The organism is Sphingosinicella microcystinivorans, from assembly GCF_027941835.1.
Lineage (GTDB): Bacteria > Pseudomonadota > Alphaproteobacteria > Sphingomonadales > Sphingomonadaceae > Sphingosinicella.
Map to the genome: position 1 here is coordinate 2,444,539 of NZ_CP116005.1, position 13,357 is coordinate 2,457,895.

A 13,357-nucleotide genomic window follows, 5' to 3' on the forward strand; every position below is an offset into this window, starting at 1 on the left:
GGTATGCGAACGCGCGTACTGGGGCTTCTTCTGCTCGTCTACACGTTCAACTTCATCGACCGGCAGATCATCGGCATCCTCGCCGGGCCGATCAAGGCGGACCTCGGCCTCAGCGACACCGAGCTCGGCCTGATGGGCGGGCTCGCCTTCGCGCTTTTCTATTCGGGCCTCGGCATCCCCATCGCCATCGCCGCCGACCGGATGAGCCGCAGCACGATCATCGCCGTCTCGCTCGGCCTCTGGAGCCTGTTCACGGCGGCGTGCGGCCTTGCCACGAACTTCTGGCAGCTGTTCCTCGCGCGGCTCGGCGTCGGGGTCGGGGAGGCGGGCGGCGTCGCGCCCTCCTATTCGCTGATCGCCGACTATTTCCCGCCCGATCAGCGCGCCCGCGCGCTCGCCGTGTTCTCGTTCGGCATCCCGGTCGGCTCGGCGCTCGGCGTCGTGCTCGGCGGCTGGGTGGCGAGCACGGTCGACTGGCGCTTCGCCTTCATCGCGGTCGGCCTTGCCGGGCTCCTCATCGTGCCCGTGTTCAGGCTCGGCGTGCCGGAGCCGGAGCGCGGCCGCTACGACCCCCCGGCGGCGGAGCGCCTGCCGGTCAGGCGCGTGCTCGCCACCGTGGTCGGCAAGCCGACCTTCTGGTTCATTTCGCTCGGCGCGTCGTGCAGCTCGATGTGCGGCTACGGTCTCATGTTCTGGCTGCCGTCCTACTTCGGGCGCAGCCTCGGCCTCGGCCTCGCCCAGATCGGCTGGTACATGGGCGCCATCCTGTTCTTCGGCGGCATCGCGGGCGTGTGGGCGGGCGGCTGGCTCGGCGACCGGCTGGGTAAGGCGAGCAAGCGCGCCTATGTGCTCGTGCCCGCCGCCGCGTTCGTGGTGGCGGTGCCCTTCTATGCCGCGGGCATCCTGCAATCGTCGCTGGCGTTCGCGTTCGTGCTGTTCCTCGTGCCGCAGGCGCTCGCGCTGATGTGGCTCGGCCCCGTCGTCAACGCCGTGCAGGGCCTCGTGCCGCCGACGATGCGCGCCACCGCCTCGGCCTGTTTCCTCTTCGTCAACAACCTCCTCGGCATCGGCGCGGGCACGCTCTTCTTCGGCGCCGTCTCCGACCTCTACGGCAGCCGCTTCGGCGACGAATCGCTCCGCTATGCCATCCTCACCGGCCTCGGCTTCTACCTCCTCGCCGCCGCCTTCCTCTGGCTCGCCTCCCGCCGCATCGCGCAGGATTGGCACCAATAAGCCTCTCCCTTGATGGGAGAGGATACGAAGACTTGCCGGCAGGGCCGGCCAGTCGCAGTCGGTGAGGGTGGCCTGCGGCAAAAAGTTAACAAATCGTGAATTTCCACCTTGGCCGCTCCGGCTCGGATGCTATCAATACGCCATGCGTATGCTGCGTCGCATCGGACGGCTCTTCAGGATCACCAACGGCTTCGAGGCTGGCGTGATCGTCTACGCCCTCGGCCTCGGCGCGGCGATGCGCGGCAACGCCTATCTCGAAGCCTACCCCGGCGCATTCGGCTGGGCGCTTTACGCGGCCTGCCTGCTCGCCGTGCTCATGGCCGGGGCGGCGCTCGTCGATGGGGTTCACGCGGCAAGTCCGGAGCTGGCTGCCGAGCGGCGGCTTTTGCGGGTGACGCGCGCCGCACGCGGCCCACGGGGCTGACGGCAAGACCGTCCGTCTTCCTTGCAAGCACGAAGTGGATGCCGCCGAGCGCGGGCAGCAGCCGCGTCAGCGGCCGGTCCAGCCATTTGAGGCCGCGCACCGGCGGCGCCACGAGCGCCGTCTTCCACGCGACCGGCTCGAACATCGCCTCGCGCAGCAGCGCGCCGAGGCCGTTGCGGCCATAAGGCTGCCCCTGTCCGAACGGCGTCGATTCGAAGTGCGTCCACACGCCCGCGCGGTTCGGCGCGATCAGGATGAGTTCCCCCGCCGGCGCGAGCACGCGCCACAGCTCGCGCAGCAGCTTCGGCGGATCGGCGAATTCGAGCGCATGGACCAGCAGCGCCTGATCGAACAGCGCCTCCACGAACGGCAGCTCGGTCTCGCGCGCGCTCACCGCGCACGACGGTCCCCGCCGCGGCCACGCCCGCGCGCCCTGATCGGCGGGCATCACCATGCACAGCCGCTCGACGCGCGCGGGGTCGAGGCCTTGCAGCAGCGGCGCCGGATAGCCGAGCGCGAGCAGCCGCGCCGAGGCGTCGGTGCGGACCGCGGGGGCGACGATCTGCGCGAGCAGCCGCGCCGTCCTGCGCCCGTCCGCGCCCGCGTAATAGGCCCTCAGCGCGTCGAGGCCCGGTCTCATTGTTGCGTCGGCCCTACCGCTCCACGCACATGGCGATGCCCATGCCGCCGCCGATGCACAGCGTCGCGAGGCCCTTCTTCGCGTCGCGGCGCTGCATCTCGTGCAGCAGCGTCGTCAGGATGCGCGCGCCCGACGCGCCGATCGGGTGGCCGATGGCGATGGCGCCGCCGTTGACGTTGAGCTTCTCGGGATCGAAGCCGAGTTCCTGCCCCACGCAGAGCGCCTGCGCTGCGAACGCCTCGTTGGCCTCGATGAGGTCGAGGTCGCCGACGCTCCACCCGGCCTTCTCCAGCGCCTTGCGCGATGCCGGAACCGGCCCGATGCCCATGTAGGCGGGGTCGACGCCCGCGCTCGCCCACGATGCGACGCGCGCCAGCACCTTGGCGCCGCGCCTTGCCGCCTCGTCTGCGGACATCAGCACCAGCGCCGCCGCGCCGTCGTTGAGGCCGCTGGCGTTCGCCGCCGTCACCGTGCCGTCCTTCTTGAAGGCGGGCTTCAGGCCCTGCATCACCTCGATGGTGGCGCCCGCGCGGATATATTCGTCCTGATCGACGACGGTGTCGCCCTTGCGGCCCTTGATCGTCACGGGGACGATCTCGTCCCTGAAGCGTCCGGCGGCGCGCGCGGCCTCGGCCTTGTTCTGGGAGGCGACGGCGAAGGCATCCTGCGACGCGCGGTCCACCTGGTACTTCTCGGCGAGGTTCTCCGCCGTGATGCCCATGTGATAGCCGTTGAAGGCGTCCCACAGGCCGTCCTTGATCATCGTGTCGACGAACGCGATGTCGCCCATCTTCTGCCCGGCGCGCAGATGCTGCGCGTGCGGGGCGAGGCTCATCGATTCCTGTCCGCCCGCGATCATGACGCTGGCGTCGCCGTTCTGGATCGCCTGCGCCGCGAGCGCGACGGCGCGCAGGCCCGATCCGCACACCTGGTTGACGCTCCACGCGGGCGTCTCCTTGGCGATGCCCGCCGCGATCGCCGCCTGCCGCGCCGGGTTCTGGCCCTGCGCCGCCGTCAGCACCTGCCCGAGGATGACCTCCGACACGTCCTGCGCGCCCACGCCCGCCTCGGCGAGCGCTGCGGAGATGGCGATGCGCCCCAGCTCGTGCGCGGGGGTGCTTGCGAAGCTGCCGAGAAAGCTGCCGACCGGCGTGCGCTTGGCGGCGACAATGACTGCGTCCATGCGGGAATCCTTTTTTCGAATTTCCCGGCCTATGTAGTGCGCTTCAGGCCATCAGCCAATCGGCGAGCGGTTGCCAGAGCTGCGCGCGCGCGTTCGCGCCGACCATCATCCCCACATGCCCGGCGTCGATCAGCCGCGTCTCGCCGAACGGTTCGACCGCGATCGCGGGCACCAGCCGGTCGCTGCGCGAGACGATGTTGAGCGTCGGTTTCACGGGCGGGCCGACGACCTTGCCGTCGACGCGCCAGCCGCCCTCGATGGGCACGTTCGCGCCGAAGAAGTCCTCGAAGCACTCGCGCGCGGCGGGGATGGTGAGGGCGGGGCCGGTGTTCGCCCAGTCCTCGACCGCGACGAACAGCCGCGCCTCCTTCGAGGCCGGGTCGAGGCCTGCGAAGCGTTCGTACTTCGCGACCGCGCCCGCCGGGTCGAGCGACCAGAAGGCCGGCTGGACGAGGTCCATCGGCATCCCGCCGAGCGCGGGAAGCGATGGCGCGAGGCGCCGCCAGTACCGGACGAGGTCCTGCCGCCGCGTCTCCGGATAGCCCGCGAAGTCCCACGGCGCCGCGATCGTCGCGACGCGGCGCACAAGAGGGTGCGACGCGGCGGCGAGCGCCATCGTGCCGCCGAGGCAATAGCCGACGAGGTCGAGCGGTTCGCCCACGCTGTCCAGCAGCGGCCGCAGCCGCTCGGTGACGTACCCGCCCACGGAGAGTCCGGCCTCCGCCGCGCCGGGCGACTGCCAGTCGACGAGCAGCGGCCGCACGCCGCGCGCCGCGAGGTAGCGCAGCAGCGAGCGCTCCGCCGTCAGGTCGAGCACGTCGGCGCGGTTGACGAGCGACGGCACGAACACCGCCGGGCGCCCGCCGCGGCCGTAGTCGCGCAGCACGGCGCTGCCCGCCGACGCGGCCACGGGCATCTCCGCGAGATCGCGCCGCCAGCCGAAGCGCTGATAGGCGGCGAGGCCGGCGAGGAACCGGTCCATGCGCGCCCGGTCGTCGCCGATCGCCTGCCGCGCATGGTCGAGGAACAGCGGCAGCGGATGCGGGCCGCGCGGCGCGGCCGCGGCATCCGACGCCGTCTGTTGCTGCGCAGCATTGCCGCGTGCTATGGTTTTCGCACCCGCAGCATCGAGGTCGTTCATGTCCGACGAAGAAACCAAATCCGACCCGATCATCATCAAGAAATACGCCAACCGCCGTCTCTATAACACCGGATCATCTAGCTACATCACGCTCGACCATCTCGGCGAGATGACGCGTGCGGGCGTGGACTTCAAGGTCATCGACGCGAAGTCGGGCGAGGACATCACCCGCTCGGTGCTCACGCAGATCATCATGGAGGAGGAGAATCGCGGCCAGACCATGCTGCCGACGCCGTTCCTCCGCCAGCTGATCGCGATGTACGGCGATTCGATGCAGTCGATGGTGCCGCCCTATCTCGAGGCGTCGATGACGGCGCTCCGCCGCAATCAGGAGCAGTTCCGCAAGTCGATGGCGGGGGCGTTCAACCCGTTCGAGGCGATCGCCAAGCAGAACATGGCGATGTTCCAGGCCGCCGCCGACATGATGGCCGGCAAGACGCCGCCCGTCCCGCAGGACGAGCCGGCGGACGAGGCGAGCGAACTCGCCGATCTCAAGCGCGAGATGGCGGAGCTTCAGGCGAAGCTCGACAAGCTCGGCAAGAAGTAGCGCCTTCCTCTCCTCCCCCTGACAAGGGGAGGCCGGGTGGGGGTCGATGGCACGGCGCCCGCCGCCTGACCCTCCCTGACAGGGAGGGGCGAGGTGCTACCGCCCCATCGCGAGGAACTTCGTCCGCCGGTCGTCGCGCACGGCGTCGGCGCCCATGCCGTCCATCGTCGCGAGCTGCGCCTCCACCGCGTCGCCGAGCAGCTTGATCGCCGCCTGCGGGCTCCTGTGCGCGCCGCCCACCGGTTCCGGCACGATCGCGTCGATGAGGTTCAGCGCCTTCAGGTCCTGCGCGGTCTGCTTCATCGCCGCCGCCGCGTCCGCCGCCTTGTCCGCCGTGCGCCACAGGATGGAGGCGCAGCCTTCGGGCGAGATCACCGCGTAGACGGCGTGCTCGAACATGATGATGCGGTTCGCGGTCGCCAGCGCCACCGCGCCGCCCGATCCGCCCTCGCCGACGATCGCGGCGACCATCGGCGTGCCGAGCCTCAGGCACGCCTCGGTCGAGCGCGCGATGGCTTCCGCCTGTCCGCGCTCCTCGGCGTGGATGCCGGGAAACGCGCCCGAGGTGTCGACGAAGCTGACGACGGGCAGCCCGAAGCGGTCGGCCATCTCCATCAGGCGCACGGCCTTGCGGTAGCCTTCCGGCTTCGCCATGCCGAAATTGTGCTTGAGGCGGCTCGCCGTGTCGGAGCCCTTCTCGTGGCCCATCACCATCACCGGGCGGCCCCGGAAGCGCCCCGGTCCGCCGATGATCGCGCAGTCCTCGCCGAACTTGCGGTCGCCCGCGAGCGGCGTGAAGTCGGTGATGAGCGCGGCGGTGATGTCCTTCAGGTGCGGCCGCGCCGGGTGGCGGGCGACCTGCGTCTTCTGCCACGGCGTCAGCTTCGCGTAGATCGCCTTCAGCTGCGCCTCGACCTTGGCTTCCAGCCTCTTCACCTCGGCGTCGATGTTGACCGCGCCTTCGCCGGCCGACGCCTTCAGTTCCTTGATGCGCGTCTCCAGCTCGGCGACGGGCTTCTCGAATTCGAGATACGTGATCATCGCCCCCGCCTAGTCGTCTTGGCGCCGATCGGCAAGCGGATGCGCGCGGTTGACGAGATCGACGAGGTGCGCGGACTGCACGTGCGTATAGATTTGCGTCGTCGCGATGTCGGCGTGGCCGAGCATGGATTGAAGCGCGCGGAGGTCCGCGCCGCCCTCCAGCAGGTGCGTCGCGAAGGCGTGGCGCAGCACGTGCGGGCTGACCCGCGCGGGTGCGATCCCGGCGGCGGCGGCAAGGTGCTTCACGATCTGGAACAGCCGCACGCGCGACATGTGCGTGCCGCCGGACGGGAACAGGTATTTCTCGCCGGGGCCGAGCGTCGCCGCCCACGCCGCCACGGCCTCCCCGGCGCGCGTCGAGACCGGCACCATCCGCTCCTTGTCGCCCTTGCCCTTCAGCACCGCATAGGGCGTGCCCGGCTTGATCGCCGCGCGGGGCAGGGAGACGAGTTCGGTCGCGCGCAGCCCCGATCCGTAGAGCAGCTCGATCAGCGCTTTCAGCCGCAGCCCCGCAGGGGTGCCCGACGCCGCCTCTTCCTCGACGACGGCGAACATCCGGTCCACCTCCTCGCGCGACAGCGTCTTGGGCAGCGGCCGGCCCTTTGCGGGAGAGCCGAGGTCGCCCGCCGGGTTGTCGGCGCGCAGCCCCTCGGACACGAGGAACGCGAAGAAGCGCCGCACCGCGGAGAGCTTGCGGGCGAGGCTCGTCGCCGCGAGGTCGCGCCATTCGTGGACCAGCCGTTCGAGCCCGCGTGCATCCGCAGCGCCCAGCCGGCCGGAGAGCGCCTCGCTCGCCTGCGCAAGATCGCGGCCGTAGGCGGCGATGGTGTTGGCGGCGGCGCCCCGCTCGGCGGCCATCATGTCGAGGAACAGCGCGATCGCGCGGCGATCATCCAGCGCGGTCAACTCCGCGTCACCGCCTCGACCGCCATCATCCGCGCCTCGCGCGTGAAGCCCGCGCGGTTCAGCGCGCCGACGACGACCGAAAGCTGTGCGGGCGAAACCCCCGCCCAGCTCGATTGCAGGCCGACCGCCGCCAGGATCGCCACCTCGCCGCGCCGCTTCGCGATGGCGGCCTCCGCGATGCGCCGCGTGTAGCGGTTCTCGATCGGCTGGACGCCGAAGTCGCTCGCGAGGCTGCTCCAGCCGCCGCCGGGGTCGAGCGCCTGCATCGCCGCGGCGAACATCGCGGCCTTCCGGTCCGCGCTGCGCCCCGAAAGCCCCCTGTGCCATGCCCGCGCCGCGCCGAGGTCGCCGCTCGCGACCTTGCCGGTGCGGTCGGCGAGCGCGAGGTACGGCCACGCCGCCCGCCGCGCGTCCTCCGGCCCGTCCGCCAGCACCGGCCACCACGCCAGCGCCTCGCGCACATAGCCCGCCGAGAGCATGGATTCGATGAGGCCGGGCGCGTCGTCCGCCTGCGCGGCGGCGGGCGGGATGCGCGCGGCGGCGGCCGCCGTCCGCACGAGCGCGCCGTAGCGTTCCTGCGGCGTCTTGGCGCCCCGCCAGATGCGCTGCATCGCGGCGATGCGTTCCTCGGCGTTGCGGCCCGCGTAGGCGGCGCGGATGTCGGCGATGGCGTCCTCGCCCGCCGCGCCCGGTTCGATCGCCGCGATGCGCGCGGCGGCGAGCGCGGCGAGTTCGCGTGCCGAGGCGATGCCGTAGGCGGCGGCGATCGGTGCTGCGGCGGAGCGCTGCGCGATCGAAAGCCCCGGCGCGCGCATCATCCACCCGGCGAGCGCGACCGGCGGGCGGGCGAGAAGCGTTTCCGGGATCTCGATGCCCGCGGCGGCGGCGAGGCCGAAGCGGTAGGCGCTGAGCTGCTTCGTCTCGCTCCAGTCGACGTTGGCGCCGCGGCCTTCGCCCGTCACCACGGTCGCGGCGCGCTCGGCGAGCACGATGTCGATCACCGGCATGGCGCGGCGCGCGCGCAGCCGGTCGAACTGCGCGGCGGCGGTGATGTCGTCGCCTTCCAGCCCCGCGCAGATCGCGTTCGCGGCTTCCCAGAACGGCAGCTTCGAAAACGCCTTGGCGGTCGGCGCGAGCGGGCACAGCGCGGGGATGTCGGCGGCGGCGAGGTGCACCTGGCTCGCCACCGCGTAGAGGCGCGGCGTGTAGCGGTCGAGCGGCAGCGCGTCGACGAGCAGCTTGGCGCCGTCCACCTCGCCCATGCGCAGCAGCAGCAGCGCGCGCTCGGCGAGCCAGTCGGCGGGGCGCACGCCGCTCGGCGTCGGCACCCGCGAAAGCAGCGCGCGGCGCAGCACGATATGGCCCCAGCGCGAGGCGATCGGCGGCCTGGTGCGCTGGAGCAGGCCGTTCAGGAACCGCCCGTCGCTGTCCTGGAACGCGCCCATGCCGTAGCCGCCGAGCCGCGCGGTGAGCGGCCCCGCGACGTCGAAGCTGCCCGCACGGGCCGGGCCGCGGGCGAAGGGGTCGGGGGCGGCGGGCGTCTGCGCGGCGGGCACGCCCGGCAGCCCCGGGACCGGCAGGCCTGCGGACGGGCTGGCCGCCGGCGTCTCGGCTGCCGCGGGCGTATCCGGCTCGCGTTCCACGGGTCGCGGCGCGGGCGGCGGGGTTTCCGGCGGCGGCGCGCCGAACACGTCGGGCAGCAGCGACTTCGGCGCATCCTGCCCGGATGCTGCCGTCGCGATGAACAGTGCTGCGAGGGCGGTGCTAGAGACCCAGCGTTTCATTCGAAACCGGCTCTTCGACGCGTTGTGTCGTGTGCGGAATATCGACGAACATCAGCACAGCGCCGCCGATGACGACGATGGCGAGGATGATGACAAGCAGCCAGAAAATCAGGCGGGACAATCGCATCTCCGGGGCAATCGCGTTGGTTTCGTTCCGCTCCAAGCGTGAGCGCGGCGGAGCGCGCTTGGCCTTCGGCGAGGCGCCTGTGTATAGCGAGTGCGATGAACGCTTGCGAACCAAAAAACACCTCCCCGCCGCCTGTTCGCCGCAGGCGCGGTCTCAGCCGTTCCGTCGTGCTGGTGGGGCTGATGGGCGCAGGGAAAACCACGATCGGGCGGCGGCTCGCCAGGCGTCTCGGCCTCGAGTTCGTGGACGCCGACGAGGCCATCGAGGCGGCGGCCGGGCTCACGGTTTCGGAGATTTTCGCGCGCTACGGCGAGGCGTATTTCCGCGAAGGCGAGCGCCGCGTGATCGCGCGCCTCATCTCCGGCCCGCCCAAGGTGATCGCGACCGGCGGCGGCGCGTTCGTCGATCCCGAAACCCGCGCGCGCGTGCTCGAAAGCGCCATCGCGGTCTGGCTCGATGCCGACATCGACACGCTCGTCGAGCGCGTCTCCAAGCGCGACCACCGGCCGCTCCTCAAGGACAAGGATGCCGGGCAGGTGCTCCGCGATCTCGCCGCCGTGCGCAATCCCGTCTATGCCGAGGCGCAGACTCGCGTGCCGAGCCAGCCCGCGCCGCATCACATCGCCGTCGATGCCATCGTGGCGGAACTCCGCCGTCTGGGGGAAACCGCGTGAGGGAAACCGTTCGGGTCGAGCTTGGCGCGCGCGCCTACGACATCGTCATCGCGCCGGGCGTGCTCGCCGAGGCGGGGCGCGAGATCGCGCTGCCGAAAAGCGGCCGTCCGCAGCTCGTCGTCACCGACGAGACCGTCGCCGCCGCGCACTTCGACAGGCTCGTGGCCGCGCTCGGCCGTCCGGTCGACCCCGTGATCTTCCCGGCGGGCGAGGCGACGAAGAACTGGCGCTCGCTCGAAACGCTCGTCGAGCGTATCCTCGCGGCGGGCGTCGAGCGCGGAGACGCCGTCATCGCCTTCGGCGGCGGCGTTATCGGCGATCTCACCGGCTTTGCCGCCGCCGTCGCGCGGCGCGGCTGCGAATTCGTGCAGATCCCGACGACATTGCTCGCGCAGGTCGATTCGTCGGTCGGCGGCAAGACGGCGATCAACGCCGCCGCGGGCAAGAACCTCGTCGGCGCCTTCCATCAGCCCGCGCGCGTGCTGATCGACCCGGAGCTTCTCGACACACTCGGCCCCCGCGAGATGCGTGCAGGGTACGCGGAGGTCGTGAAGTACGGCCTCCTCGGCGACGCGGACTTCTTCGCGTGGTGCGAGGCGAACGGCGCCGCGCTCCTCGCCGGGGACCGCGCCGCGCAGGTCCATGCCATCGCGCACAGCTGCCGCATGAAGGCGGCGATCGTCGCGGAGGACGAGCGCGAGACGAGCGGCCGCCGCGCCCTCCTCAACCTCGGCCACACCTTCGGCCACGCCTTCGAGGCGGAAACCGGCTTCTCCGACCGCCTGCTGCACGGCGAAGCCGTCGCGATGGGCATGGTGATGGCCTTCGCCTTCTCGGCGCGTCGGGGCCTGTGCAGCGCGGAGGACGCCGCGCGCGCCGGGGCGCACCTCGCCGCCTCGGGCCTGCCCGTCAGCCCCAAGGGCTTCGGCTTCGATGTCGAGGCGCTCCTCCACCACATGCAGCAGGACAAGAAAGCCGCAGGCGGCGCCACCCCCTTCGTCCTCGCCCGCGGCATCGGCGACGCCTATCTCGACAGGACCGTGGTGCTGACCGAAGTTGCCGCCTTCCTCGCGCTAGGACTCTGACCCTCTTCATCCTTTTTATCGTCATCCCGGCGAAGCGGAGGCGCTCGAGGATCAATGCCGGGATGGCGAGCCTCGCGCGCAGCCTGAACGCGACGCGCAGATGGAGTCGCTGCCGCGCCCACGTGCGCGCCGGCCAGGGCTCGAATGGAAACCGGAGCGCGGGCTGTCCCGGAAGCTCTCAGGTCGGTTCGGACTCGGACGGGGAAGGGGGCTCAGTCGCTCACTCTCTTAAACGATCTGAATCTGCATCTTTCCGGGTATGTCGCCAGGATCACGTCACAACCCCATTGGAAAGCCGCCGGCAACCGGAACGGCCAGCCCAGTCAGGAAACGGGCTCCGGGCCCTGCGAGGAAGGCGACGACATCGGCGACTTCCTCGGGGGTTCCGCAACGGCGCAGTGCGGCCGGCGCCGACATCATCTGCTCGGCCTCCGCTACGCTGACACCGTGTTCGCGCGCCATCATCTCAGCCTCGGTCACGCCCATCTGGGTCTGGATCATGCCGGGGCAAATGGCGTTGCAACAGATGCCGCCGCTGCCGAATTCCGCAGCGATGGTCTTGGTGAGGCCGATGACGGCATGTTTCGTCGTCGTGTACGCACTATAGCCCGCGACCGCCGTGATCCCCAGCAACGACGAGTTGTTGACGATCGCGCCGCCACCGCGCGCCAGCATGACGGGGATGGCGGCCCGGCACGTGTTGATCATGCCCTGCACGTTGACGGCGAAGCTGAGGCCCCAGTCCGCGTCGCTCACCTCCAGAAACGGCCCGGCACCGGCAACCGTGCCGGCATTATTGAAAAGAATGTCGAGGCTGCCGAAGCGCCGGGCACAGCTTGCCAGCGCCTCTTCCACCTGTGCGCGATCGGTTACGTCAACGGCCATCGCGTGCGCCTCGCCACCAGCCTGCCGTATCTCCGCCGCAAGGCGTTCCAGCTCCTCCTGGCTGTCGCCGATCGTGAGCGCACCCCAATGCAACTCTGGCCGGGCACGGCACAGATCCGACAGAACCACGGTGGCGCCTCTCGCAGCCAACGTCGCGGCGGTTACAGCGCCCATGCCGCGCGCCTTTCCCGCCCCGGTCACGAAGGCGACCTTGCCGGCAAGGTCCTTTTCCAGACGCGCTCTTCCTTTGCCTGTGTCCCCGTTCATTGGTGAATGACCTGAACGGTTGTGAACTCGGCGAGTCCGAGGGTTCCGAACTCGACGCCGATGCCGGACTGCTTGACGCCGCCGAAGGGGGCGTCGGGGCGGATGGCGCCGTGGGCGTTGACCCACGCGCTGCCGCATTCGAGACGGCCCGCGAGCGCCGCGGCCCTGGCGACGTCGCGCGACCACACCGAGCCGCCGAGGCCGCTCGGGTTGTCGTTGGCGCGGGCCAGCGCATCCTCGACGTCGCTGTAGCGGATCACCGGCAGCGCCGGGCCGAACTGCTCCTCGTCGACGATGGCCATGCCGTCCTTCGCGTCGGCAAGGATCGTCACCGGATAGAACAGCCCCGCGCCTTCCATCGGCGCGCCGCCGCACAGGGTCGGGCGCCGTCCGCGATCGCCGCGTCGACGAGCGTGCGCACGCGGTCGAACTGCATCCGGTTCTGCACCGTGCCGAGCGCGCTGTCGGCCTCGCGGCCGTCGCCCACCTTCACGTTCGCGGCATAGTCGACGAGCCGCCTGCACACGGCGTCGTAGATCGAATCGTGCACGTAGAGCCGCTTGATCGCTGCGCAGGTCTGGCCGTTGTTGATGAACGCGCCCCAGAACAGCTTCTCGGTGACGGCATCGAGATCGGCGTCGGGCAGCACGATCGCCGCGTCGTTGCCGCCGAGCTCCAGCGTCAGCCGCTTCAGCGTCTCCGCCGCGCTCGCCATCACGCGCCGCCCCGTGCGCGTCGAGCCCGTGAACACGATCTTGTCGATGCCCGGATGCACCGACATGGCGCGGCCGATCTCGTCCTCGCCCGCCACCGCGTTCAGCACGCCGGGCGGCAGCGCCGCCTGCAGCAGCTCGGCGAGGCGAAGCGTCGCGATCGGCGTGTAGGGTGAGGGCTTCAGCACCACGGTGTTGCCCGCGCGGATCGCCGGCATGATGTGCCAGATCGCGATCATCACCGGGAAGTTCCACGGCGTGATCGAGCCGACGACGCCGATCGGCTTCCTGTGCAGCGTCACACGGCCGCCCGCGTCGTCCTGGATCGTCTCCACGGGCAGGTCGAGGCTCGCGGTGTGGCGCGTCCACGCCACCGCGCCGCCGATCTCCCACTGCGAGCCGAGCCCGCCCAGGGGCTTGCCCTGTTCCAGCGTCACCAGCCCGGCAAGCTCGGCGGCGTTCGCCTCTATGATGTCCGCCATCGCGTTCACCGCCGCCTTGCGCTCGGCGTCCGGCGTCCCCGCCCACGCCGGGAACGCACGCCGCGCCGCCGCGACCGCCGCGTCCAGATCCGACGCGCGCGCCGACGGGCACCGCGCGAACACGGTCCCGTCCGCAGGGTTCAGCACGTCGAAATACGCGCTCGCCTCAACAGACGCGCCGTCAATGATCAGACTGTAGGTTTGCGGCATCTGATGATTCTTCCT

Annotated in this window: 13 protein-coding genes and 1 pseudogene; 5 read left to right on the forward strand and 9 right to left on the reverse strand. The window is 70.9% G+C overall.

All coding sequences use genetic code 11. The features are described from left to right. Window positions 1-3 precede the first annotated feature (3 nt). Both PE061_RS11770 and PE061_RS11775 read left to right on the forward strand, forming a co-directional pair. A complete protein-coding gene (locus PE061_RS11770) occupies window positions 4-1,233 on the forward strand; it encodes a spinster family MFS transporter (protein WP_271255473.1) in 1,230 nt (409 codons plus the stop codon). Between the two features lie 142 nt (window positions 1,234-1,375). After that, on the forward strand, window positions 1,376-1,657 hold the full coding sequence (locus PE061_RS11775) for a hypothetical protein (RefSeq protein WP_336296991.1): 282 nt from the start codon (window positions 1,376-1,378) through the stop codon (window positions 1,655-1,657). Here PE061_RS11775 and PE061_RS11780 read toward each other — a convergent pair. From PE061_RS11780 to PE061_RS11790, 3 genes are read right to left on the reverse strand one after another with little or no spacing between them, the layout of a single operon-like run. Beyond that, on the reverse strand, window positions 1,548-2,297 hold the full coding sequence (locus PE061_RS11780; RefSeq protein ID WP_271255474.1) for a class I SAM-dependent methyltransferase: 750 nt from the start codon (window positions 2,295-2,297) through the stop codon (window positions 1,548-1,550). The two genes, PE061_RS11775 and PE061_RS11780, sit on opposite strands and share 110 nt — an antisense overlap. Window positions 2,298-2,310: 13 nt before the next feature. Beyond that, the gene (locus PE061_RS11785) at window positions 2,311-3,480 is read right to left on the reverse strand and encodes an acetyl-CoA C-acetyltransferase (protein ID WP_271255475.1); all 1,170 of its coding nucleotides are present in this window, start codon (window positions 3,478-3,480) and stop codon (window positions 2,311-2,313) included. 43 nt (window positions 3,481-3,523) lie between these two features. Continuing rightward, entirely contained in the window at window positions 3,524-4,621 is a 1,098-nt protein-coding gene (locus tag PE061_RS11790) for an alpha/beta fold hydrolase (RefSeq protein ID WP_271255476.1), read from the reverse strand. Between PE061_RS11790 and phaR the strand changes: the two genes are divergently transcribed. Further along, on the forward strand, window positions 4,620-5,168 hold the full coding sequence (phaR, locus tag PE061_RS11795) for a polyhydroxyalkanoate synthesis repressor PhaR (RefSeq protein WP_271255477.1): 549 nt from the start codon (window positions 4,620-4,622) through the stop codon (window positions 5,166-5,168). The genes PE061_RS11790 and phaR overlap by 2 nt on opposite strands. Window positions 5,169-5,264: 96 nt before the next feature. Here phaR and PE061_RS11800 read toward each other — a convergent pair whose 3' ends face one another. The 4 genes from PE061_RS11800 to PE061_RS11815 are packed head-to-tail and all read right to left on the reverse strand — an operon-like array spanning window position 5,265 to window position 9,020. Further along, window positions 5,265-6,209, reverse strand: coding sequence for an acetyl-CoA carboxylase carboxyltransferase subunit alpha (locus tag PE061_RS11800; RefSeq protein WP_271255478.1), 945 nt, complete (start codon window positions 6,207-6,209; stop codon window positions 5,265-5,267). A 9-nt stretch (window positions 6,210-6,218) separates the two neighbouring features. After that, window positions 6,219-7,106 (reverse strand): tyrosine recombinase, encoded by an 888-nt coding sequence (locus tag PE061_RS11805; RefSeq protein WP_271259185.1) that lies wholly within the window; start codon window positions 7,104-7,106, stop codon window positions 6,219-6,221. A gap of 5 nt (window positions 7,107-7,111) precedes the next feature. Next, window positions 7,112-8,899: a hypothetical protein gene (locus PE061_RS11810; RefSeq protein WP_271255479.1), complete on the reverse strand. Its 1,788-nt coding sequence runs from the start codon at window positions 8,897-8,899 to the stop codon at window positions 7,112-7,114. Beyond that, a complete protein-coding gene (locus tag PE061_RS11815; RefSeq protein WP_271255480.1) occupies window positions 8,880-9,020 on the reverse strand; it encodes a hypothetical protein in 141 nt (46 codons plus the stop codon). Before PE061_RS11815 ends, PE061_RS11810 begins: the two co-directional genes overlap by 20 nt. A gap of 101 nt (window positions 9,021-9,121) precedes the next feature. On the opposite strand from PE061_RS11815, the gene PE061_RS11820 reads away from it, so the two are divergent. Together PE061_RS11820 and aroB are read left to right on the forward strand one after the other, a co-directional pair. Then, window positions 9,122-9,700, forward strand: coding sequence for a shikimate kinase (locus tag PE061_RS11820; protein WP_271255481.1), 579 nt, complete (start codon window positions 9,122-9,124; stop codon window positions 9,698-9,700). Then, window positions 9,697-10,785 carry a 3-dehydroquinate synthase gene (aroB, locus tag PE061_RS11825; RefSeq protein WP_271255482.1) on the forward strand — a complete coding sequence of 363 codons (1,089 nt, stop codon included), beginning with the start codon at window positions 9,697-9,699 and terminating at the stop codon, window positions 10,783-10,785. The genes PE061_RS11820 and aroB overlap by 4 nt, the downstream gene beginning before the upstream one ends. Window positions 10,786-11,061: 276 nt before the next feature. Here aroB and PE061_RS11830 read toward each other — a convergent pair whose 3' ends face one another. Next, on the reverse strand, window positions 11,062-11,937 hold the full coding sequence (locus PE061_RS11830) for an SDR family NAD(P)-dependent oxidoreductase (protein ID WP_271255483.1): 876 nt from the start codon (window positions 11,935-11,937) through the stop codon (window positions 11,062-11,064). Next, window positions 11,934-13,342, reverse strand: a pseudogene (locus PE061_RS11835) (aldehyde dehydrogenase family protein). The gene PE061_RS11830 and the pseudogene PE061_RS11835 overlap by 4 nt, the downstream one beginning before the upstream one ends. Between the last annotated feature and the right edge of the window lie 15 nt (window positions 13,343-13,357).